Source organism: Pedobacter humicola, assembly GCF_056490705.1.
Genome location: NZ_JBWJIG010000006.1, coordinates 209,372 through 232,236 on the forward strand (window position 1 = coordinate 209,372; position 22,865 = coordinate 232,236).

General features: G+C 38.2%; 22 protein-coding genes. 13 read left to right on the forward strand and 9 right to left on the reverse strand.

All coding sequences use genetic code 11. From position 1 onward, the window contains the following. The first annotated feature begins 19 nt into the window (after positions 1–19). Positions 20–2,047 (forward strand): hypothetical protein, encoded by a 2,028-nt coding sequence (locus AC04Q1_RS12250; protein ID WP_478364887.1) that lies wholly within the window; start codon positions 20–22, stop codon positions 2,045–2,047. A gap of 85 nt (positions 2,048–2,132) precedes the next feature. After that, complete coding sequence (locus tag AC04Q1_RS12255) at positions 2,133–3,533, forward strand: hypothetical protein (RefSeq protein WP_478364888.1); 1,401 nt, start codon at positions 2,133–2,135, stop codon at positions 3,531–3,533. A gap of 287 nt (positions 3,534–3,820) precedes the next feature. On the opposite strand, the gene AC04Q1_RS12260 is transcribed toward AC04Q1_RS12255, so the two are convergent. The 4 genes from AC04Q1_RS12260 to AC04Q1_RS12275 all read right to left on the reverse strand — a co-directional run bounded on the left by AC04Q1_RS12260 (position 3,821) and on the right by AC04Q1_RS12275 (position 7,401). After that, entirely contained in the window at positions 3,821–5,242 is a 1,422-nt protein-coding gene (locus AC04Q1_RS12260) for a Glu/Leu/Phe/Val family dehydrogenase (RefSeq protein ID WP_316844406.1), read from the reverse strand. Positions 5,243–5,683: 441 nt separating this feature from the next. Continuing rightward, positions 5,684–5,902, reverse strand: a complete 219-nt coding sequence (locus AC04Q1_RS12265) for a CcmD family protein (protein WP_316844405.1) — start codon at positions 5,900–5,902, stop codon at positions 5,684–5,686. A 1-nt stretch (position 5,903) separates the two neighbouring features. Then, positions 5,904–6,653 (reverse strand): cytochrome c biogenesis protein, encoded by a 750-nt coding sequence (locus AC04Q1_RS12270; RefSeq protein WP_478364889.1) that lies wholly within the window; start codon positions 6,651–6,653, stop codon positions 5,904–5,906. Positions 6,654–6,735: 82 nt separating this feature from the next. After that, positions 6,736–7,401, reverse strand: coding sequence for a heme exporter protein CcmB (locus tag AC04Q1_RS12275; RefSeq protein WP_478364890.1), 666 nt, complete (start codon positions 7,399–7,401; stop codon positions 6,736–6,738). Positions 7,402–7,511: 110 nt separating this feature from the next. On the opposite strand from AC04Q1_RS12275, the gene AC04Q1_RS12280 reads away from it, so the two are divergent. The 3 genes from AC04Q1_RS12280 (at position 7,512) to AC04Q1_RS12290 (ending at position 8,967) form a co-directional block, all read left to right on the forward strand. Next, the gene (locus AC04Q1_RS12280) at positions 7,512–7,991 is read left to right on the forward strand and encodes a methylated-DNA--[protein]-cysteine S-methyltransferase (RefSeq protein WP_478364891.1); all 480 of its coding nucleotides are present in this window, start codon (positions 7,512–7,514) and stop codon (positions 7,989–7,991) included. Positions 7,992–8,010: 19 nt separating this feature from the next. Then, entirely contained in the window at positions 8,011–8,400 is a 390-nt protein-coding gene (locus tag AC04Q1_RS12285; protein ID WP_478364892.1) for a cupin domain-containing protein, read from the forward strand. A 105-nt stretch (positions 8,401–8,505) separates the two neighbouring features. After that, positions 8,506–8,967: a lipocalin family protein gene (locus AC04Q1_RS12290; RefSeq protein WP_478364893.1), complete on the forward strand. Its 462-nt coding sequence runs from the start codon at positions 8,506–8,508 to the stop codon at positions 8,965–8,967. Here AC04Q1_RS12290 and AC04Q1_RS12295 read toward each other — a convergent pair. The 3 genes from AC04Q1_RS12295 to AC04Q1_RS12305 form a co-directional block, all read right to left on the reverse strand. Then, complete coding sequence (locus AC04Q1_RS12295) at positions 8,964–9,362, reverse strand: hypothetical protein (protein WP_478364894.1); 399 nt, start codon at positions 9,360–9,362, stop codon at positions 8,964–8,966. The two genes, AC04Q1_RS12290 and AC04Q1_RS12295, sit on opposite strands and share 4 nt — an antisense overlap. 144 nt (positions 9,363–9,506) lie before the next feature. Beyond that, on the reverse strand, positions 9,507–9,842 hold the full coding sequence (gene gldC, locus AC04Q1_RS12300) for a gliding motility protein GldC (RefSeq protein ID WP_187593820.1): 336 nt from the start codon (positions 9,840–9,842) through the stop codon (positions 9,507–9,509). 417 nt (positions 9,843–10,259) lie between these two features. Beyond that, a complete protein-coding gene (locus tag AC04Q1_RS12305; protein WP_478364895.1) occupies positions 10,260–11,606 on the reverse strand; it encodes a DEAD/DEAH box helicase in 1,347 nt (448 codons plus the stop codon). Positions 11,607–11,806: 200 nt separating this feature from the next. Here AC04Q1_RS12305 and AC04Q1_RS12310 point away from each other — a divergent pair, with 200 nt between their 5' ends. Together AC04Q1_RS12310 and AC04Q1_RS12315 are read left to right on the forward strand one after the other, a co-directional pair. After that, positions 11,807–13,141: a dihydroorotase gene (locus AC04Q1_RS12310; RefSeq protein WP_478364896.1), complete on the forward strand. Its 1,335-nt coding sequence runs from the start codon at positions 11,807–11,809 to the stop codon at positions 13,139–13,141. A 37-nt stretch (positions 13,142–13,178) separates the two neighbouring features. Then, positions 13,179–14,255 (forward strand): DUF3810 domain-containing protein, encoded by a 1,077-nt coding sequence (locus AC04Q1_RS12315; protein ID WP_478364897.1) that lies wholly within the window; start codon positions 13,179–13,181, stop codon positions 14,253–14,255. A 56-nt stretch (positions 14,256–14,311) separates the two neighbouring features. Here AC04Q1_RS12315 and AC04Q1_RS12320 read toward each other — a convergent pair whose 3' ends face one another. After that, complete coding sequence (locus AC04Q1_RS12320; protein ID WP_108200728.1) at positions 14,312–14,893, reverse strand: MiaE family protein; 582 nt, start codon at positions 14,891–14,893, stop codon at positions 14,312–14,314. 152 nt (positions 14,894–15,045) lie between these two features. On the opposite strand from AC04Q1_RS12320, the gene AC04Q1_RS12325 reads away from it, so the two are divergent. The 6 genes from AC04Q1_RS12325 to AC04Q1_RS12350 all read left to right on the forward strand — a co-directional run bounded on the left by AC04Q1_RS12325 (position 15,046) and on the right by AC04Q1_RS12350 (position 22,157). Next, positions 15,046–16,281, forward strand: coding sequence for a glycosyltransferase family 4 protein (locus tag AC04Q1_RS12325; RefSeq protein ID WP_478364898.1), 1,236 nt, complete (start codon positions 15,046–15,048; stop codon positions 16,279–16,281). A 178-nt stretch (positions 16,282–16,459) separates the two neighbouring features. After that, positions 16,460–18,316 (forward strand): molecular chaperone DnaK, encoded by a 1,857-nt coding sequence (gene dnaK, locus AC04Q1_RS12330; RefSeq protein WP_478364899.1) that lies wholly within the window; start codon positions 16,460–16,462, stop codon positions 18,314–18,316. 331 nt (positions 18,317–18,647) lie between these two features. Next, on the forward strand, positions 18,648–19,574 hold the full coding sequence (locus AC04Q1_RS12335; RefSeq protein WP_478364900.1) for a M28 family peptidase: 927 nt from the start codon (positions 18,648–18,650) through the stop codon (positions 19,572–19,574). A gap of 15 nt (positions 19,575–19,589) precedes the next feature. Then, on the forward strand, positions 19,590–20,051 hold the full coding sequence (locus AC04Q1_RS12340) for a hypothetical protein (RefSeq protein WP_478364901.1): 462 nt from the start codon (positions 19,590–19,592) through the stop codon (positions 20,049–20,051). Positions 20,052–20,476: 425 nt separating this feature from the next. After that, a complete protein-coding gene (locus AC04Q1_RS12345; RefSeq protein WP_478364902.1) occupies positions 20,477–20,884 on the forward strand; it encodes a hypothetical protein in 408 nt (135 codons plus the stop codon). A 241-nt stretch (positions 20,885–21,125) separates the two neighbouring features. Further along, positions 21,126–22,157, forward strand: coding sequence for an LLM class flavin-dependent oxidoreductase (locus AC04Q1_RS12350; RefSeq protein ID WP_478364903.1), 1,032 nt, complete (start codon positions 21,126–21,128; stop codon positions 22,155–22,157). 1 nt (position 22,158) lies between these two features. On the opposite strand, the gene AC04Q1_RS12355 is transcribed toward AC04Q1_RS12350, so the two are convergent. Continuing rightward, positions 22,159–22,602, reverse strand: coding sequence for a DUF4395 domain-containing protein (locus AC04Q1_RS12355; protein WP_478364904.1), 444 nt, complete (start codon positions 22,600–22,602; stop codon positions 22,159–22,161). Positions 22,603–22,865: the final 263 nt, after the last annotated feature.

Genomic DNA, 22,865 nt, shown 5'->3' on the forward strand with positions numbered 1-22,865 from the left:
ATCAGAAAAATCTATCTAAATGAAAAAAATTCTAATTGCTATCTCATTCTTTTTATCATATCACCTGGCGAAGGCACAGGATTTAGTTAAAAAGATTCCTTTAAATGCTTTCACAGTAGCCACCATTAAAGGCGACAATGTTTTTAAACTCATGTTTGTGAAAGATTTTAACGAATCTTTTGTGGGCAAGAAATTGCTGACCGAAACTTCGAAATCGCTTGATAAAAATTTCACCAGTATTGAAGACTTTGGCATCAACCTGGAAAAAAACATGTATTACTTTAATCAGTTGAGCGATAGTATTACCTATAACTGTTTTTTGATCCCGATAAAAGACGCTAAAAAATTTGAAAGCTTAATTGAAAACAAGGAGAAAAAATTTACCCAACAGGGTGATGTCCGCACCATGATTTTGCCTGATAGTACCAGCATTATCAAATGGAACAACAACATGCTCTATTTTGTAACAGGAAGCATCAAGGGGTCTTTCTTTGCCGACTCGGTTAAATCTGCGCGTTATGGGATTAAAGACATCAGGTTTCAAAGTGATGATGCAATGGCTGTTGATAGTACTGCCGTGGCTGTCGATTCGACATATGTAACCACAGCTGAGCCCATGGTAGAAGAAGTAGCCGCCCCATCTGTTACCAAGAACAAGGTCCAGAAAAAACCGACCACCAGAAAGAACACTAAAAAAACTGCAGGCAAAAAGAAAAAAGTGGCCAAGAAAAAAGAACCTTTGAAGCCCCATAAGCAACACAACGAAGATGCGTTTGCAACAGTAGATGATGCACCAATGGATACAGCAGCCGCTATGACTCCTGTACATGGAATTGTTGATGAGCAGTACGATACTTACCAGCAGGAACGTGCGGAACAAGATGCCAAGAAAAAAAGACTGGCTTTTACCTGGATAACTGCTCAGGCTGACCAGATTTTCAACGGCACCTATGAATCGATCGAGAATAACAAATCTTACACCGCGAGTTTAGATAACAAGGCCATTGCAGAGCTTTGGGTATCGAGTCTGCAGGATGTTTATAACTCAATTGCGCCCGAATTTGGCACTTATGGAAAAGCGGGGCTTATGAAAGGTTATGGCAGTTTAAATGCCAAACTTTTTATGGACAACAATAGCTTCCGTATTTCAACAGGATTAGAACTGGCTCAGGAACAAGCAGATGCTTATAAAAAAATCATGAACAGGAAGTTGAACAAAAAATTCCTGAATTATGTAAACAGCGAAAAAGCGCTCGGCTTTATGAGTTATTCGATTGATACCAAAGCTTATCTGGAAGAATTCCCTAAATTAATGAAACAAACTTATGGCTCTTTTTTAGGTGCAAAAATGGATGAAGAAATTGACCTTGGTGCTGATTTGCTCTCTCTTCTACTAGATGAAGAAGCGGTAAGCAAAGTTGTTAAAGGTGATGCACTATTTGTAATTAACGGATTAAACACCAAAGACGTTACTTACACCACCTACGAATATGATGATGATTACAAGCAAAAAGAGGTAACAAAAACCAAAAAAGAAACTCTGCCCGATTTCCTTTTCATGTTCTCTTCTGAAGATACCCGTTTGATCAACAAAGTGATTAAATATGGCGTAAACAAAAACTTTGTTTCTGTGAATAACAATATTTACAAGATTGAAGAAAAGAAAAGCCCGATTGATATTTACTTTATGATTAAAGATGGCATTGTGTTTTTCGGCAATTCGCTAACGGAAATGCAGGGGATCAGCAACAATCAATACAACAGCAATAAATTAAGCAAACTACATAAAGACTTGTTGAGTAAAAACAATTTCAGCTTTTTGTTCAATGCTAAAAACCTTGTGGGTAAAGTACCGGATTCGGAAATCGGTGGTGAGGAAACAGCCAAGAAGTTTAACAGCACCTTAGAAAAAATGGGCAACGTGTACATGAAATCGAATCCGATCAAAGGCAGATTGGTTTCGGCAGATATTAGTGCTGAAATTCCAAACGGACATGAGAACGCATTGAAATACTTGTTCTCACTAATTGAGAATGCTGCAAAGTAGATTAGTTAGCAGTCTTCAGATAACAATTTTCAGTAGACAATACTACAGTTAACCGATTAACCAATTTAAACAGTTAACCCTTTCTATGAAGAAATTTTTAAAAATAACAGCAGCGATAGTCATATTGCTGCTGATTTGCTATTTCGGCTTTTTCAAGTACAGGCAGATACAAGCCAATAATATATGGATACCTGTGTCAGCGAATGCCGTTGTTAAAATAAATGTTGATGAACTGTACAAAACACTTGCGCTTAGTTACCTTAAACATCCGGGTCAATATTCTGGTACAGATAAAAAAGGGATTAAGGAAAAGGTAGACGATTTAAATACTGGCTTAAAAATTCCAGCAAACATTTATGTATATAGTTTGAAAGGAAAAGCTAAAACTACATTTTATTCCAGTTTTGAAATCGCGGATAGTTTAGCACTTATCCGTTTTATCTCTACAAACGCGTATTTAAAGTTAATTAAAAAGGATAATCATTTTTTTCAATCTCAAGATTCGACCATCAATATTCTATATAATAAGGCAATTGTCACTTTTGCTTATACGCCCCAAAAGGAATCGGTCAAAACTGTTCTGATCGACATACTGAATCAGAAAAATATGGTCAAAATTGGCGAGAGTAAGTTTAGCAAGCTAACAGATCTTTCCGATCATGTTTCTTTTCAAGATGCTACAAACCTAAGTAAGATTAATTTTACTGATGGGAAAATCAATTTCAGCAATGAGTTTATCAATAAATTGATCGAGCCTACACCTCAACCACAACACCGCGTTTTAAATCCTGAAAGCACCGTGGGTATGTGGTTAAACGCTAAATATAAGACGAATTTAGTGCAAAAAAGTCAAACAGGAAGTACTTCTTTCCTATCAAAATATAACTTTTTAAAGTTTTACAAAGATTACGTCGATTTCGAATGGACGAACACCATTACACAGGTAGATACCGTGGTAGGATACGAATACAATGATGATTTTGAACGGGTGGAGAAAAAAATACTTAAAGACCGCAAAATCCCTTCAATTTCCATTAATATGAGTGCCGACGACCGGGAAGTAAGCGATTATCTTAAATCGTTAGACTTTTTAGATCCATCGACGGGAAAAATCAGCAGGATGATGATTCCGTTATATCAGACCTATTTTAAAGGGAATAATGGCAATGTTCAGTTAAGTACTTTGCAAAACATTAAACCTGATCCTAAAAGGATACTATCTGAAGATTTCTTTTATTTTAAGGTAGATTTCAAGAAACTGTTCAAGCAGATGTCAATACCATTTATTACTGGGAACTTACGCAGCTTTAGCCAACTGGAGATTAAAGCAAAGAGCATAGGAAAAGACAAAATCAAACTCGAATCAGAATTATTATTTTTAAATCAGGATGCCAATTCGCTGATTCAGCTTTTAAAAGCATTTAGAAATGGCTTACAAAGTCAGTTAAATTTGAAGTCTTCATTGGATATTTCGATAAGCAAGTAGGGGCTTTCTCACAGATTGAAGGTGATTTAGCAGATCGGTAAACATAACGTTAGTCTTTAAGAATACTCCATCTCTGATTGGCTATTTTTATGCATTTGGCAACTGTCTGCCGTACTTAAATCTGATGGGATCGATGACACTTCCTTAAATAGGCATGGGCTAAGCCGCTCCTATGAAACACCGAACATTCTTTCCAAAAAAGAAAGCGTTGTAGATATGCCTACAACGCTTTCTAATAGACCGTCACACTCCGATAATAACCGGGGTTTGCGATGACGATTAACAGTTTAAGGCCAAACGCCTAAGTTCATATAAGAAACCGCAATTTTATCGATTGAATTTACGAAAGCAGCCGTTCTTAGGGTTTGGGTTGCTGGTTTGTTCATCAACGTTTCGCGGATTTCGTGGTAAGAATGGATCATGGTATCTTCTAATCCAGAATTTACCAATTCCATTTCTGAAGCACCTTTTACAATCATTAAACGGTGTTCAGGAAGGATTGTTTTACCGGTTAAATTTTCTAAAGTATTGATCAGATTGGCATTTGAATTGGCCGCATAACGGTTCTCCATACGGCCAAAAGCCACGTGGGAAAGGTTTTTCAACCATTCGAAATAAGAAACGGTTACACCACCTGCGTTACAGTACATATCAGGAATAATAATCCCGCCCATTTCGGTGAAAATTGCTTCAGCCTCTGGTGTAGTTGGTCCGTTTGCTCCCTCAGCAATAATTTTCGCCTTAATATTACGGATGTTAAGCTCAGTAAACTGGTTTTCTAAAGCTGCAGGAACGATGATATCGCAATCCTGTTCTAAACCTTCCATCGAATTTTTGAAGCTGGTAGCACCTGGGAAACCTAAAATTGAGCCTGTATTTTTACGGTGAGCAAAAACCTCGTCAACATTTAATCCGTTGGCATTGTAAATGGCACCTTCGAACTCACAAAGACCAACAATGGTTGCACCAAACTCAGCTAGGAACTTAGCAGAATGATAACCCACGTTACCTAAGCCTTGTACAATAACTCTTTTATCACCTAAACCAGCTTTAAAACCGATTTTAGCCATATCTTCTGCCACATCAACACATTCGCGTACGGCATAAGCCACACCACGACCGGTAGCTTCTTTACGGCCACGGATTCCGTGCAAGGCAATTGGTTTACCAGTTACGCAACCCAATGCGTCTAATTGACCAGGATTCATGGTCATATAGGTATCAGCAATCCAGCTCATTTCGCGTTCGCCAGATCCATAATCGGGAGCAGGAACATCGATACCAGGACCAATAAAATTTTTCTTAATTAATTCTGTAGTGTAACGGCGGGTGATGGTTTCCAATTCGGCAACGCTGTATTGTTTGGTGTTGATTTTGATACCACCTTTTGCACCGCCAAATGGAACATTAACAATGGCACATTTGTAAGTCATTAAGGCTGCGAGAGCCATAACCTCATCTTCGTTAACCATTTCGCTGTAGCGGATACCACCCTTTGTAGGGCTCATATGGTGAGAGTGTTCTACACGCCAAGCGTCGATTACTTCAAAACCGTTTCCGCGGCGGATTGGGAACTGGAAACGATATACACTATTACATGTTTTAATCTGGTTCAATAAACCCTCAGGATGATTGGTGAATTGAGCCGCACTGTCAAAGTTTTTACAAACATCTGCAAAGAACTTGTTCTCGTCTGCTAGATTAGCCATTATTTATTTTTTATATTGAATAAGTTTTCGGTGCAAAATTGCCTAAAAAAACCGCACATATCCAAATGCAAAAAGACTTAGTGTAAAGCAAACACCACTCTATTTAAGTTCTCGAACAGGCTTTATACCGATCAGGGGAAACTGTCTAAAAACAATACTTAAACCCATTTAAACATAGATATACAGCATATTTCGAGCAGATTAAAACGACCGTTTTTATAGGTTTTATTTCAACTCTCCAATCCTAAAAAAAATTACAAAAAAAATATCCACAATGGCATTTTATTACAACACTCATTAAAGATGAGCCACAAACACCTCTGAAATTATGAATATCGCAAAACACAACGGAAATATGAGGCATAAAAAAAGTGATCAAAAAATTCTGATCACTTTCCAAAAAAATAAATCCGGACCGCGATGTAGACGATCCATTTCAAACTATTTTTCGATATGGTTTTCTTTTTCGATTTTCTTCAATCTTTTATCGATGGAGAAAAGATAGGCAAGCAAGCCTACCAGGATAATTACAATACAGATTACCACAACGTAAATTTTTCCGTTGCTACGAAGGCTATCAGCCATTTCTACGCCATTATCCTGTGCAAATAACTGCATGGTGGCCATCATTAATATTAGGGAGAAAAATATCTTCTTCATTTTAGTTATGTTGTTGCTTGTTTTCGTTTGTTATTGATCGATCTTCAGCGGTAACGAAGCTATCACGAACACCATTCACTTCATCAACTGTAGGTGTGTTCATAATGGTCTCAATAGTACGTATTCTGAAACGGATGGTGTATACCCAGTAACCAATTAATATCCAACCTAAACAGGCAGGGTAAAATACCATACGCATGCGGCTATCTAAATCATAACTGTTAAAACCAGGGTTACCGCCATTGCCCGGGTGTAGTGAATCTTTTAGCCTTGGCAGCACGAAAAGTAATACCACCATCATCGGAAAGGCAAAAATATTATAAATGGCCGAAATTTTGGCTCTTTTTTGCTCTTCATCAATTGCATTACGCAGAATCAGATAGGCAAAGTATAGCAAAATCGAAATGGCAGCAAAATTTTGTTTGGGATCGAAACTCCAAAATTGCCCCCAGGTATATTTTGCCCAAATAGCACCGGTAATTAAACCTAAAATACCAAAAATAATCCCCGCGTTAACGCTTTCTACAGCTTTAATATCGTCGATTTCGCTTTTGGAGCTCAATGACCTCACACTATAAAAAACAGAGATCGAAAACAGTACAATCATGGCAAACCACATCGGCACATGAAAATAGAGATTTCTGATTGTTTCGTTTAATATCGGTAAATGAGGAACACCAAGCAATAAACCCGCAATTGCGGTATAAATCACCAACACTGAACCTAAAATTTTCCACCAAGTTTTATTCATACGTATGTTTAATTATTAAATGATCGAATTTTGAATGAGGGAATGTTTCCCTGTTCCATCACCCACTTTCCATCATCCATGTTTAATCCCTCCAAAGGTAAGGAAATAACAATAAAGAGGTTGCCACCATGAGTACATTCACCACCAGTAACATTGCTATTTCATCGTAACTATTCTCCCATGGAAGGCCATCAACAGCATTTTTAGCCAGCTTGATCAATAAGATCAATACCGGAATAATAATCGGAAAGCTTAAAATTGCCATCAGCATTCCTCCATTCCCTGCTTTGCTCGCAATAGCCGAAACCATGGTAAATATGGTAGAAAAACTGATACTGCCCAACACGACGGCAATATAATACATCACCAAATCCGGCGGGGTAAAGGAATCGAAAACCAGGGTATAAAAACCTAAAGCAATTGTGGTCAGCACCAGCATTAGGATGGTATTATAAGCTGTTTTAGAGATCAAAACCGCAGCTGGACTGGCCAAAATGTAACTGTACAACTGTTGCCCCTTTGTTTCCTGTAAAAAGCTTTTGGATACGCCATTGATAGAGGCAAAAAGCATGATAATCCAAAATAAAGCATTCCAGGTTAATTTATCGCCGAGGCTCACAAAAGACAGGTAACACGTAAAAATGGTAGAGACCACATACAGCAATACACCGTTAATGGTATACTTGGAGCGCCACTCTAACAATACTTCCTTGTGAATTAAATATTTAACCTCTTTGGCCAATTGCATAACCGCAAATATACTTTTATTGATAAATATTGCGCATTTAAATTGTTGTATTGTTGTAATTTTGTTTAAGATTAAGCACAAGTGAAATAGCCACGGAAGCACATAAGATTATGGATTATGCATCAGTTATAGAATCGCCTGTTGGCAGGATAACCATCCTTGCTGATGACGAATTTGTGTATGCCATTACTTTTGCCGAAAAAGATATTGCTGACATGCCTGAAAACCAGCTTACCTCAGCTGTAGCCAGGCAATTACAGGATTATTTTAAAGGCGAACTAAAGGTTTTCAATTTTCCGATTAAACAAAAAGGAACAGATTTTCAACAGGAGGTATGGCAGAATTTATTGGCCATACCTTTTGGCGAAACCACTTCATACGCTAAATTTTCGGCACACCATCCATTGGCGATCAGGGCAATTGCTTCAGCAAACGGAAAAAACGATATTGCCATTGTAGTGCCCTGCCACAGGGTAATTGGCAGCAACGGAAAACTGGTGGGCTATGCGGGTGGTTTATGGCGCAAAAAGTGGCTGCTTCAACATGAACGTGAAGTATCACAAAAAGGACAAACAGAATTAAAATTTTAAATCAATACATTTTTAGCAGATGAATACAGATCAAGCCGGAGCACCAAATCATTACCTTAAAGCCATCCGTTTAATTAATACCGAAGACGACAAATGTACATTTGAAAAGGGTACAATCCCTATCCGGCAACATATCAATGCAAGCTATTTTTTTGCGCAAACAGACGTATCAACCTTAGAAAAAATCCCCCATCCTGCGCCAAGGCGGCAATATGTGATTACGCTTAAGGGTAAATTGAAGTTTACCGTAAGCAATGGTGAAACTTTTATCATCGAACCAGGAATTGTGCTAATTGCCAATGATACTGCCGGGGAAGGACATACCTGGGAAATTGTTGATGGGAATGAATGGGAAAGGATATATATCCCGCTAGAGGAAGATACTGAGGATTATTTTACAATAGATTAACATTTTTAAAACCAAGCTGGATTCAAATCCGTAAATAATATCAAAACCTAGGATATTATGAAAACGATATGCTCACTCCTGCTTGTTCTATTAACCTACCTACCCATGGAAAAAAATGTTCCCGTGGCTAAATTAGATTTGAAAAAATATTCGGGAACATGGTATTCTTTATATTCTATTCCGACGATTTTCGATAAAGGGAGCAGGGAAACAACCACTAAGTACACTTTGAATAAGGATGGTTACTACAATGTACTCACCACCTATAAAAAACCGGGCGATGATAAGGTTTATTCAAGAAACTCTAAAATGTTCCCCTCAGAAGACGGAGATAAAGGAGAATTACAGGCACAGTTTATCTGGCCCATAAAGGTTGATTACTGGATCATCGAACTGGCCGATGATTATTCCTATGTGGTGGTAGGTCACCCAGACCATAAATTTTTGTTCATTATGAGCCGTAATCAGACTATGCCCAAGAAAACCCATGATGAAATTGTGGCCAGATGTAAAGCTAAAGGTTATGAAGTTGCCAAGTTAACCTCTCAGTTGCACGAAAAGGCTTAAGCTGTAATTTTTTCGCCGCGCTTAACGCTGAAAAGCATAAATATTACACCAACTAAAAGTACGATCCAGCCCCATTGAAAGTGCACAACTTTACCGATCAATTTATTGGCAAATCCATATTTGGTATAATTGTTTGCAGTAAAATAAACTGCAACTACTGCTAAAACATACCAGATAGCCATTACGTAACTCATAAACTTAAAAGCACCAACTTTTCTGATGAACAGGAACAATACGGAAATGGCAATTATCGCATAGGTAATTAGAAACAAACGCGCATCAGATTGATACAAGTTCCAATTGCCTTTAATTGGCACCTTCAAAATTGGGCAGAAACCTGAAATAACACATAATAAAATGCCTAACCACGCCCTGAATTTATTTAATACTAACATTTTTTATATCGGTTAATCGGTGAATTATTTAACTGGTTAATGGCTGATAGCCGATGGTTAATGGTTTGTAGCTAACTTGCCTGGCATTTCATCAAAAACTCCAAACTCCAAACTCCAAACTCCAAACTCTAAACTCCAAACTGACTACTGTCCCTCAATAATCCCCATCTTATCCGCAAAATGAGCGCAATAATCGCGTAAATCTTCAACGATTAATGTTTCGTTAGTGGCTTTTAAAAAGCTATCGCCCATAGTTTGTAACGTTTCGTAAAAGAAACGTTTCATTTCATCAACAGGCATATCTTTTGTCCAAAGATCGATGCGCATCGAGTTTTTATAATTGTGGTCCCAAAGGGCCAGAATCATCGATTTTACCGGAACCTGATCCTTTGTCTGTGCATCGGTACTTTCCCAAAGAATATTCTCTGGCATATTGTTATCGTCTAACTCAACGGTTATTTTTATTTCTGCTTTTCTCATGTTATTGTTGATTTCACCGATTGAACAGATTTCACTGATTCATATTCGGTTAATTTTTCCGGATGCAAAGATGCTTATTTAATTTGATTACACAGAAGAGTTGATTGTACAGATTAATTACCGTACAGATTTTTTTACGGTTTTATTACGCTACTTTTTGGAAGATCAGCATCAACACTGCTGCAATAACGATAAAGATCAGCTCGACTATCCAAATCCTTTTGATGTCCTTCAGTGTAAAACGAAAAATCATATCTGTTATAAAGGTCACAAGGATTAGGCAACCTAAGATAAGGAGATAAAAGCCATCCATATTTATATGTCGTGGTGCCGTACTCTTCTCCGAAACGAGATTTACAACTACCAATCCTAAACCTATGGCGCTAACAATATTTAAAGGTGTTATCCTTAAGCCCATTATTTTTTCTTATCGAATTTTTTACCTTTTTTAAAACTCTTTACCTGCTTGCCTGCTTTTTCTTTTGCCTTTTCCCTCACCTTTTTCTCAATAGCTGCCGCATGTTTTTTCTCATGGAAAGCACCTTTAAAATCAGGGTCTTCCTTACGTTTCTGCATGTCGATTTCCTTTGCAATGTGCTGGCGTTCTTCGTAAGGAGTTTCATCAATAAAAACACCTTCAGGAATTTCGGCAACAGGGATATACTGGCGGATCAGTTTTTCGATCTTACGGATATAATATTTTTCGGCTTCCGTTGCAAAAGTAATGGCATCGCCCTTGGCAAATGCCCTCCCCGTACGGCCTATACGGTGTACATAATCTTCGATAATGATCGGCACATCAAAGTTGATCACATGGCTTACATCACTCACATCAATCCCCCTACTCGCCACATCTGTAGCCACCAACACCCTGATATTACCTTCTTTGAAACTATTAATGGAATTAATTCTGGTGTTCTGTCCCTTATTGGCATGGATAACACGAACATTTTCCGCGCCATATCTACGCTCGATAAAACTGTAAATATTATCGGCCACCGTTTTGGTTTTGCAAAAAATAATCAGGCGGTTAAAAGCCTCATCATTCTTCAGCAAATGCTGAAGCAGGTTAATTTTAGTCTTAAAATTGGGAACATAATATAAAGCCTGGGTAACGTTTGCAGCAGGGGTTGCCTGCTCAGAAGCTTCGATTACCACAGGATTTTTCAAGAAATCGCCGGCAATTTTCTGAACCAAATCGCTCATTGTTGCCGAAAACAATAAATTCTGGCGTTTACGCGGAACAATTTCGAGGATTCTGTGAATTGATCCTATAAAACCCATATCCATCATTTTATCGGCTTCATCCAGCACCAAAAACTTTAAACTTTGGGTATTGATGTCACCAGCTAAATATAAATCCAGGAACCTTCCAGGTGTGGCAATCAGAATATCAACGCCCTTAGCAATCTGTTCTTTCTGTGTTTTCGGACCAATTCCGCCAAAAATCACTAAGGAGCGTAAATCGGTATAGGTAGAAAATAATTTTACCTGCTCTGCAATCTGCATTGCCAGTTCGCGTGTTGGAGACAAAATTAAAGCCCTTGGGTTAGCACCCTGAGCATATTTCAACTGCATTAAAATCGGCAAAACAAAAGCCGCGGTTTTCCCAGTACCAGTTTCGGCGATACCAAAAATATCCTGCCCGGATAAAACTGGTGCAATTGCTTTTTCCTGTATCGGTGTGGCAACGGTATAACCTGCATCGGCAACTGCATTTAAAATTTGCCTGTTTAACTTAAATTCTTCGAACGATTTTGCCATAGCGTACAAAGATAGTTTATTTGAGCCGAAAAGGCTCAAATTTAGTCCAGAGTTCGGAGTCTTCAGCCTCGGGTCTAGAACTTTTGACAATCTAAAACGATTAATTCCTTTGAGTGGATCATCCTTTTACTCACACATTACAGCATACTTTTCTCAAATCGACTATCTAACTTCTCAAATCTATTTTTACCTTTGAAACTATGAATACTTACCTGATAAAAGCCGCTACAATTGTAAACGAAGGACAAAAAATTGTTGCTGATGTATTGATAAAAGATGGATTAATTGCCAAAATCGGTCAAAATCTATCAGCACCTGATGCGAAAGAAATTAACGCAGAGGGGCAATACCTTTTACCGGGAATGATTGATGACCAGGTACATTTCCGTGAGCCGGGTTTAACACATAAAGCCGATATTTTTACCGAAAGTATGGCCGCTGTGGCCGGGGGGATTACTTCTTTTATGGAAATGCCCAACACCGTACCCAATACTTTAACACAAAGTTTGTTGGCTGATAAGTATGAAATCGCAGCGCAAACCTCATTGGCGAATTACTCCTTTTATATGGGGGCCAGCAACGATAATATTGAAGAAGTGTTAAAAACCGATCCTAAAAACGTTTGTGGCATTAAGGTTTTTATGGGTTCGTCAACCGGGAATATGCTGGTTGACAATGAAAAAACATTAGAAAATATTTTCAGCAAAGCACCAATTTTGGTGGCAACACATTGTGAGGATGAAGCCACTATCCGTCATAACCTTGCCGAATTTAAAGCTAAATACGGAGAAGACCTCACCATAGAAATGCACCCCCTCATCCGCAGTGCCGAAGCTTGTTATAAGTCATCCTCATTAGCGGTCGAACTGGCAAAAACTTACCAAACCCGTTTGCATATCCTGCATATCTCTACAGCAAAAGAAATTGCATTATTCGACAATATCACGCCATTAAAAGATAAAAAAATTACCGCTGAAGCCTGTATACATCACCTTTGGTTTAACGATAAGGATTACGCTTCAAAAGGAAATTTTATTAAATGGAATCCCGCAGTTAAAACAGAAGATGACCAGAAAGGCGTGCTGAAAGGTGTTCTGGAAGATTATATTGACGTGATCGCAACAGATCATGCGCCACATACCTTAGCAGAAAAGGAACAACCTTATTCGCAGGCGCCATCAGGCGGGCCTTTAGTTCAGCATGCTTTACCAGCATTATTAGAAATGCATTTGCAGGGCAAAATATCTTTAGAGAAAATAGCTAAAAAAACCGCACATAACCTGGCCATTTGTTTTGATATCGAAAAACGTGGTTTCATCCGCGAAGGATACTGGGCAGATTTAGTTCTGGTAGACCTGAAAGATTCATGGAAAGTAACCAAGCTGAATAATTTTTATAAATGTGGTTGGAGCCCTTTTGATGGAGACACTTTCCAGGCCAGCATTACACATACCTTTGTTTCAGGCAATCTGGCTTATCAAAATGGCAAATTCACGACTGATCAGATCGGAAAACGCTTAACTTTTGCCAGATAGATTTGTTGTATTTATTATTTAAACGGCCATTAAATAAATGAGCACTCAAAAAAAACAGTTCATTAGGTCTTCGATAATAATTTCTTTAACGATTTTTATTTACCTCATTGGTTTATCGCCAGGCCTAGTTCAAAAGTATTATTCAACAGGTTTTTATCCTTACATTTCTTCAGCATTAAGGTTTATATCGTCCCTTTTTCCTTTTGCTATTGGCGACCTGATTTACGCGCTGCTTATCGGCTATGTACTTTATAAGATCATTCTGTTTTATAAAAAACGAAAATCGCTAAAAAGACAAGACAGAATTTTTGTTCCTTTACAAGTCCTCAACTTTTTCTTGATCCTATATATCATATTTAAAATTGTATGGGGCTTAAATTACAGTCGGCCAAGCGTTAGCGAAGAATTGGGTATAGGTAATGAAAAATATAACGTTAAAGAATTAGTTGTTCTTGGCGATTATTTTATTAAAAAAACCAATACTTTAAAGCTGAAACAAGGCAAAGTCCCAGCTTATACCGTCGATGAATTGGAAACAAAATCGGCAGTGGCTTATGCATTGATGGCACAAAAGAATCAACTGTTCCAATATCAAAACCCTTGTTTAAAATCGGTTTTAAATTCCTGGATGATCAGTAAAATTGGAATCGAAGGCTATTACGCCCCACTTTCGGGCGAAGCCAACATGAACATGAATCTGCCTGATTTTGTAAAACCTTATGTGAGCTGTCACGAAATAGGACACCAGCTTGGTATTGCTTACGAAGATGAGGCCAATCTTATGGGTTATCTAACTGCAAGCAATAGTCCCGACCTGAATTACCGGTATTCTGCCAATTATGAAATGTTGCGGTATATTTTATTTGAGATCAGAATGAAATCTCCCGACGATTATAAATTACTTTATTTAAAACTCTTACCCCAGGTTTTAGCCGATTTTAAAGTTGAAAAGGAATTTTGGCGGAAATACAATGGTGATATGTTCGGTTATATGGATGCCGCTTTCGATAGTTTTTTAAAATTGAACAACCAGAAAAAGGGAACCGATAGCTATCAGGATATTGTAATTTGGCTGTGGAACATCCATAAAAAGGAGTTGGCAGTTGGCAATTAACAGTTTTCGATTAAGGGTTTATAATGAAAACTGTTAGCCGAAAATTGCAAACTGAATTACCCATGTATCGCTTCTTTTGTACCAAAACTCTGGATCAATTCCCCTTCAAAATCCAGCCATTCTTTCCAGCGTTTATCTACATCCACGTCAGTGCTATATTTACGGGCAAAATTTAAAAAGGTAGTATAATGTCCGGCTTCCGAGACCATCAATTCGTGATAAAATTTAGCCAGTTCCTGATCTTTGATGTTTAATGACAGCACCCTGAAACGTTCGCAGCTTCTGGCCTCAATCATTGCCGCAAATAAAAGCCGGTCAATAAAAGCCATGTTCCGGCTTCCATCTTTTTTGCTAAACTTTACCAAACGGCCAACATAATCATCTTTACGCTCGCGGCTTAAGGTATAGCCCCGTTTTTTTATAATTTCAATTACCATCTGAAAGTGTTGCATCTCTTCAATGGCTATGGCTGTTAATTCATCTACCAGATCCTGATGTTCAGAATTTTGGGTAATTAAGGTAATGGCATTGGTTGCCGCTTTTTGTTCGCACCAGGCATGGTCAGATAAAATTTCCTCCAAATTCGATTCCGCAATATTTGCCCAACGTGGGTCTGTCAACAATTTTAATCCTAACATGCTTGTTTGTAATTGAGCTGCAAAATTAGAAATATTTAAGATACGTTTAATATCTCCCGTTGATTTAAAAGATTATCGCAGATTTACGTTTTAATCCGCTAAAATCACATTTATCTGCGGGAGCAAAAAAAAAGAGCTTATTTTGCAGGTAAATGAATACTACTGCTAAGAAATTATTGATCATTGGATTTGTTTGGCCCGAACCTACTTCATCGGCAGCAGGAACGAGAATCATCCAACTGGTTGATTTATTTCTGGCTAAAGGTTATCAGATTACCTTTGCGTCAGCCGCTTCAAAAAGCGATTTTAGTTATGATTTTAGTGGAATTGATGTAGTAGAACAGGAAATTAAACTGAACGATGAAAGTTTCAACACGTTTATAAAGAAATTAAATCCGGATATGGTACTGTTCGACCGTTTTATGGTTGAGGAACAGTATGCGTGGCGCGTTCAGCAAGAATGCCCCTATGCACTTAGGCTTTTGGATACCGAAGATTTACATTGCCTGCGGAGTGCCCGTCAGCAAAGCGACAAAAAAAAACAGGCTTTAGATTTATTTTCAGACACGGCTAAAAGAGAAATAGCTTCGATTTTACGCTGTGATTTATCATTAATCATTTCGGAAGCAGAGATGGATATTTTGAAAACACAATTCAAAATTGATCCTTCACTGATTTACTACCTCCCTTTTCTTGAAGAAGAAGTCGATTCGGATGCTATTGAAAACTGGATTCCCTTTGAAGATCGTAAAGATTTTATTTTTATCGGCAATTTCCTGCACGAACCCAATTGGAATACCGTACAAGTTTTAAAAACCCAGGTATGGCCAACACTCAGGAAAAAGTTGCCAGAGGCATGGTTAAACATTTATGGTGCTTATCCATCTCAAAAAGTGTTGCAGTTGGATAACAAAGGTGAAAAGTTCCTGATCAAAGGAAGAGCATCAGATGCCAGAGAGACCATTGCTAAACACCGCATACTGCTTGCTCCTATTCAGTTTGGTGCAGGCGTTAAAGGTAAATTTATCGATGCCATGCAGGTGGGTACCCCATCGGTTACCACATCAATCGGCGCCGAAGCCATGAAAGGCAATTTAAATTGGAACGGCAGTATTGAAAACGATTTGGATCTGTTTATCGAAGCAGCCGCAAAACTCTATCAGGATAAAAATGCCTGGCAAATTGCACAACAAAGAGGCATCCAAATCATCAACCAAAGATATTCAGCAAAATATTTTGCCGAACCATTCATTAAAGAAATTGAAAGATTGGCTTCAGATTTAACCGCCCACAGGCAAAACAATTTTTTCGGGCAGATTTTAAATCACCATACCGCACAAAGCACCAAATACATGAGTTTGTGGATTGAGGAGAAGAATAGAAAGTAGTCTTCAGTACGTAGTCTTTAGTTCATAGTCCAAAAGTCGGAGGTCCGGAGCCCGAAGATATAACCTTATAAACTAAACCGTTTTATCTGCTGACATTCGGACACCGGACCTCCGTCTTTTTACAACATTAAAACATTTCGGTCCTAAAACCTTCCAACATTATTGTAAATTTGCAGTCATGGCAAAAATATCGATTAACCTTGCTACAGGTTCATTTCAGAAGGAAGAAATTATAGTTGGAATAGATTTAGGCACTACCAATAGTTTAGTGGCATTTATCAATCCCGATAAAAATCCGCAGGTAATTAACGATGCAGGTAAAGGGATATTAGTACCTTCTGTGGTATATTTTAATAGCCAGAATGAAGCCATTGTGGGCAACGAAGCAAAAGAATTTTTAACCACAGACCCTTCCAACACCATTTTTTCGGTAAAAAGATTACTTGGCCGCTCTTATAAAGATGTAGCCGAACATAAGGATATTTTCTCTTATAAAATCATCGACGATGATAGCGACGCCCTTGTTAAAATACATGCGGGCGATCGTTTCTATACCCCTATCGAATTATCAGCAGAAATTTTAAAAGAACTTAAAGCCAGGGCAGAACACGCCTTAAAAACTCCCGTTAACAGGGCGGTTATTACTGTTCCTGCCTATTTTAACGATAGTCAGCGCCAGGCCACCAGAGATGCCGGAAAACTGGCCGGTTTGGATGTCATGCGCATTGTAAATGAGCCAACCGCGGCAAGTTTGGCTTATGGAATCGGTTTAGATCCTTCACAACAAAAAACCATTGCCGTGTACGATTTAGGTGGAGGCACATTTGATGTGTCCATTTTGCAGATTCAGAATGGAATTTTTGAAGTTTTGGCCACAAACGGAAATACCTATTTAGGTGGCGATGATTTCGACCGTGCCATTTTAAACTATTGGCTGGAGAAAAACAATCTCGACATAGCCGTAGTTGCACAGGATAACATTTTGATGCAAACCTTACGTTTACAGGCCGAGGCTGCTAAAAAAGCCTTATCAACGCAAAATCTCTACAACGAACAGCTTGGCGACATCTGGTGTACGCTTGATAAACAGACTTTTGAACAGTTAATTTCTGCAAAAGTTGAAGAAACCATCACCGCCTGTAAAAATGCTTTAAAAGATGCAGATTTATCGGCAAGCGATATCGACGAAGTCATTTTAGTGGGTGGTTCTACCCGTACACCTTTTGTAAAACAAGCTGTAGAGCACTTCTTTGGTAAAAAACCACAGGACAATATCAACCCCGATGAAGTGGTAGCACTTGGTGCAGCCATCCAGGCTGATGTTTTAGCCGGAAACCGTTCTGATATCCTGTTGTTAGATGTTACACCACTCTCTTTAGGTATCGAAACCATGGGCGGTTTAATGGATGTCATTATCGCCAGGAACAGTAAAGTACCAACTAAAGCTGGTCGCCAATATACCACTTCGATAGACGGACAGGTAAATATGAAGATTTCTGTTTACCAGGGCGAACGTGATTTAGTGAAAGAAAACAGGAAACTGGCTGAATTCGATTTAAGAGGAATCCCTGCTATGCCTGCCGGTTTACCTAAAGTAGACATCAACTTTTTACTGAACGCAGATGGTATTTTAACCGTTCAGGCTATTGAATTGCGCTCGGGTGTTAAACAAGAGATCGAAATTACCCCTAGTTATGGCTTAAGCGACGATACGGTGGAGAAAATGTTGATTGATAGTATTACCCACGCCAAAAGTGATGTAGAACAACGCATGCTCATTGAAGCGAGAAGCGAAGGTGAACAATTGGTTTACACAGCTGAAGGTTTTATCAAAAAACATGCAGAACATTTATCGGAAGTTGAAATTGAAGAAACCGTGGCACATGTTGAGGCACTTAAAGCGGCTTTGGCTACTCAGGAAAAAGATAGCATTTTGAAAAAAGCAGACGAGTTAAATGAATTTACCCGTCCGTTTGCCGAACGTGTAATGGATGCTGCGATTTCTACCGCGATGAAAGGCAAGAAAATTGAGTAGTTTCAGTTTGCAATTGGCAGTTTCAACTTAGATCCGTCATTCTGTCCCGAACCTTCGGGATCAGAATCTTTCATGCTATCACAAGAACTTATATTTCTCATGTGGTTCAAATTTAATTTAGATTACCTGGAAAGCAAAATCCAGTGCTAATCGGATCCGATAGTCCCGCTTTCGGTGCGAGTTCCGATTAAAGGATCGGAAGCTCTTCCATCCAATCGGTTAAATTAACCCGGTCATACCTAAAAAACTCGTGTTTTCTTGTGCATAAATAAATTGTTAATATTATCTTCGGTTAGGGATTACTTCAAATACCATTCTGATGTTTTAATCAATGAATAAAGTTAAAATCTTAATTAGCCTTCTCATCATTCTGATTCTTAATCACGCTAACGCTTCCGCCCAATCAGATACAACCCTGATCAGATCCTATTTAGAAACCTTAACCAAAACGCCAAAATTCCGCAACCATAGCAATATAGACCAGCTTGATATTACTGCCGGTTATATCAAAACAATCTTTAGAAAATCATCAGACAGCGTCTATATCCAGGAATATACTTTTGATCAAAAAAGTTATAAAAACATCATCTGTTCGTTCGGTACCGAAAACAAAAAACGGATCATCATTGGCGCCCATTATGACGTTTGTGGCGATCAGGAAGGTGCGGATGATAATGCCAGTGGAATTGTGGGTTTATTGGAATTATCAAGGTTATTGAAGGGCAAAAAATTAAATTACCGCATCGATCTCGTGGCTTATACTTTAGAAGAACCACCCTATTTCAGGACGGAGTTAATGGGCAGTTATATTCATGCCAAATCGTTAAAAGAATCTAATGCAGAGGTATATGGCATGATATCACTCGAAATGATCGCTTACTTTAAAGATGAAGCCAAATCACAAACCTACCCTTTAGGCATCCTATCGGTGAAGTACGGAAATAAAGGAAATTATATTACCCTTGTACAAAAATCTGGTTCAGGTGAGTTTGTAAGTCAGTTTTCGAAAAGTTTTAAGGCCACAAAAAGCATCCTTACCAAAACCTTTTCTGGTCCGCCAAAACTACCAGGCATCGATTTTTCAGATCATTTAAACTATTGGAAATTTGGTTATGATGCCATGATGATCACCGATACCTCTTTTTACAGGAATAAAAATTACCATCAAAAAACCGACACTGTGGAAACCCTTGATATACCAAGGATGAGCAAGGTAATTAATGGGGTATACAGCGGGCTTATTTCTTTGAAACCATAAACAATAATTTTGGATATGGTTAAATCGATAAAAGTTAAAGACAATAGTAATTTATGGCCATTACTCTATGTTTTTGGCTTGTTTCCTTTATTTTTAATTAATCTCACCTTTGTCTTTGATCTGAGTTATCTCCATTCCACATTAATTACAATATTGATCCTTATTGTATTTTTGATATTCTTTTTTAAAAATCTAATCGCCAAACAAGATGAATATGCCATCATAGCAGACGAAAAGGAAATTACATTCTTAAAACTGGGGACATTCAAATGGGAAGAAATTAAAATGATTCAAGCTGTTCCTGATATCCTTTTTAGCCGCAATAGATACAAATTCATGAATCTTATCTTACTCAATGGCAAAAAATTTAAGATCGACACCACCAATTTTGATTATTCCAATCATGAACTCGAAACCATTTTTAAGACTTTAGGTAACTGGCCGATTAAATTAAAGTGCTTTAATCAATTTGATTAACATGTATCAGCTACAGGCTTGACCTAAGCCCCAAGCAGGGGCTATGTAAAAAAATTAGCTCAATACCTGGATAACTCAACTAGAAGCTACAAAAAAAGACATTTTATGTAAAATTTAATATAATGTCTTGTATAAATAATTCTAAAGTAATACTTTTGAAATTCATCCCACGTAATTTTTAAACCATTTTCGCATTATTATGAGGGAGAGAACCTACACCTATATTTTTCATCTGTACTTAAATTTTTCAATTTAAGTGTTTCGCATGCCACCGTTTTTCCAGGAAAAATTACTGCAATACCAGTAAGCGTGCTTCAAATCCCGTATGCTCTTCTGTATGCCATTAGCATAATCGTGATCATAAACGACCTAATCATAATCCAAATATATACATCTATTTATTTTAATTACTAATTCAAAAACGTATGAAAACAAATTCAAAAATCCAACAGCACATTAAAACGAAAGTAGTAGGACTACTTTTTTCATGCAGCATCATATTTTCAGCGGTGTCATTAGCCATAGTTGCACCAACAATGGTAGTACAGGCACAAAGTAGTGGTTCGATATATTATGGAACATATAATGGCCAAACCGGTATTGTAGTTACGTTCCCTAATCAAGGTCCAGGCTATATTGCCTATGAGGTAAAAGATTGCCAGGGCAACGTGAAACTGATCCAAACATTTGGCGCTGGCAAACCAGGTGAGCCTACGGCAACCGCTGTACTTCCTGATGAATTCGAAAGCGGTAAATACACAGTTAGTGTGTATAAAGGACCAGATTCAGAAAGAGGTACATTAGTATTTAGTGGCGTCGTAATTGTACCTTAAAGCCACATCGTTTAAAAACAAATCTGGAGGTATTAATTGATTCATTCGATTATTATATTCCAGATCAGGATTATGATTAATGAGCTGCTCCAACATCAGGAGCAGCTTATTACATATCACCCTTAGAATTTTTAAAGGAGCTTAAGCAAACGGAAGCGATGCATCTTTTAACAAATTTTCTTATCATACATCAAAAACCACTACACCCTAATCCATTAACTTTGTTAAAATAATTAGCATTATGGAATTAGGTATCGGTATGTTTGGTGATTTGCAGATCAATGCAAAAGGTGAGATTCAACCCGCACAGCAAAGACTTCAGGAAATTATAGCAGAAATAAAACTCATGGATGAAGTGGGTTTAGATTTCTATGGCATTGGTGAGCACCACCGCCCTGATTATGCGGTTTCGAGCCCTGAAATTATATTGGCGGCTGCAGCTACGATAACCAAAAACATTAAATTGAGCAGTGCCGTTTCAGTATTAAGCTCATCCGATCCGGTTAAGCTGTACCAAAACTTTGCAACGATAGATTTAATTTCGAACGGCAGGGCCGAATTAATGGCCGGCCGTGGAAGTTTTATCGAATCCTTTCCTTTATTCGGCTACAACCTCCAGGATTACGATGAGCTTTACGAAGAAAAGTTAGCACTGTTGCTTAAAATAAACGCTGCGCCAAAAATCAGCTGGAAAGGTAAATTCAGACCAGAATTGAACAATCAGGAAGTTTTGCCCAGAGCCGTTAACGACAATTTAAAAATTTGGGTAGCTGTTGGTGGTACACCAGAATCGGTAGAACGTGCTGGCAGATTAGGATTACCGGTAATGTTTGCCATTATTGGCGGTCAACCAATACAGTTTAAACCACTTTTCGATTATTACAAAAAAGTTTATGAAGCTTATGGTCATGATATGGGCAAATTTGAAGTAGGCGTCCACATGCATTCCTTGTTTGGAGAAAACAGCAGCGAAGTCGCAGATTACTACTATCCACTTTATTCTGCTCAAATGAACCGGATTGGCAAATCACGCGGTTGGGCACCTTACCAGCGCAATCAGTTTGATGCTGGCAGAAACAAGAGCGGTGCTTTGATTATTGGTGATGTAAACGAATCGGTAGAAAAGATTTTAGCCATGCACGAAACCTTTGGATTAACCCGCTTTTCAGCACATATGGATGTTGGTGGACCTTCTCATATCGCTTTGATGAAATCAATAGAATTATTCGGAAGCAAGATTGCACCTAAAGTCCGCGAGGCTTTAAAAAAATAAATCAGGCTTCATTTTTCTTTGTAAAAACCTGTAAAAAAGAATATATATAGCAACCCACACAAATGGCAAATAAGCTTTCCAGCAGCGCAAAAACAATCATGATAGCCGTACAGATTAATGCGGTTGTATAAAAACCAGTTAAAAATAGCGCGGTAATCAACAGGCAAAATCCGAAGCCTAAGGTTGCCGCGAATTTTTTTGGTGCCAGATCCTTCATTTTCGGCGAAAGTGAAAGGGCATTAGAAAATTTAAGGGCTATAAACTTCAGCAAGCTAAATTTACCAGATGTGAATGCCCTCAAGGCAAAATCAAAAAGCAGGAAGACAATTGCCCAATAATTTGAAAAAACCACACATACAATTGCGATCACGGCAACCATAAAGGCGACAATCCTTATTACATTTTCATTTACTCTTTCGGCCGATACGGGACAAGATAATTCCATTGAGGTTATTTTGGGATAAATTTAACGAATTTATTAATGGAGTGTACAACCTGGTATCCCCCTCCTTGAAAATAATGAGGGAAGCTGATTACTGATATAAATACTTTCCATAGATCCTCTCGCTCAAGTTTCGAACCAGAAACAGGAACAAAAGACACCAACCTCGCCATAGCACTTTCTACTACCCGCCTATTCTAGGGGGGACAAGGGGGTGGTAAGCTGAGCAAAAATTAAATAAAAAAACTAACAAACCTTAAATAAAT